Source organism: Salinarimonas soli (assembly GCF_008386575.1).
In the GTDB taxonomy this organism is placed as follows: Bacteria; Pseudomonadota; Alphaproteobacteria; order Rhizobiales; family Beijerinckiaceae; genus Salinarimonas_A; species Salinarimonas_A soli.
In genome coordinates this window covers 1-263 of sequence record NZ_VUOA01000163.1, presented here as the reverse complement: position 1 = coordinate 263, position 263 = coordinate 1, and the positions used below count along the sequence as shown (strand labels likewise).

Sequence of the window (263 nt, the reverse complement as noted above, 5' to 3'; positions counted from 1 at the left end):
ATGATGGCGTTCTTACCGGAGGTCTCCGCGTTGATCACCATCTTTGGCTTCCATCCGCGGAAGAGCTTCGCGGTTTCGGAGGCACCGGTGAGGATCACGGATTCCACATCTGGGTGGCTGATCAGGCGCTTGCCCGCATCTTCCTCATCTGCATTGGCCAAGGTCAGGAGATCCTCGGTCACCCCGGCCTCGCGCATGATGTCTACGAAGACCTCAGCGATGCGCAGCACCTCTGGTGCAGGCTTGAGGATGACACAACCACC

The 263-nt window shown here is 59.3% G+C and carries 1 protein-coding gene; it reads right to left on the bottom strand.

The features are described 5' to 3' along the window. The coding region (locus tag F0L46_RS25575) for an aldehyde dehydrogenase family protein (protein ID WP_149822412.1) at positions 1-263 on the bottom strand (263 nt) is incomplete at both ends.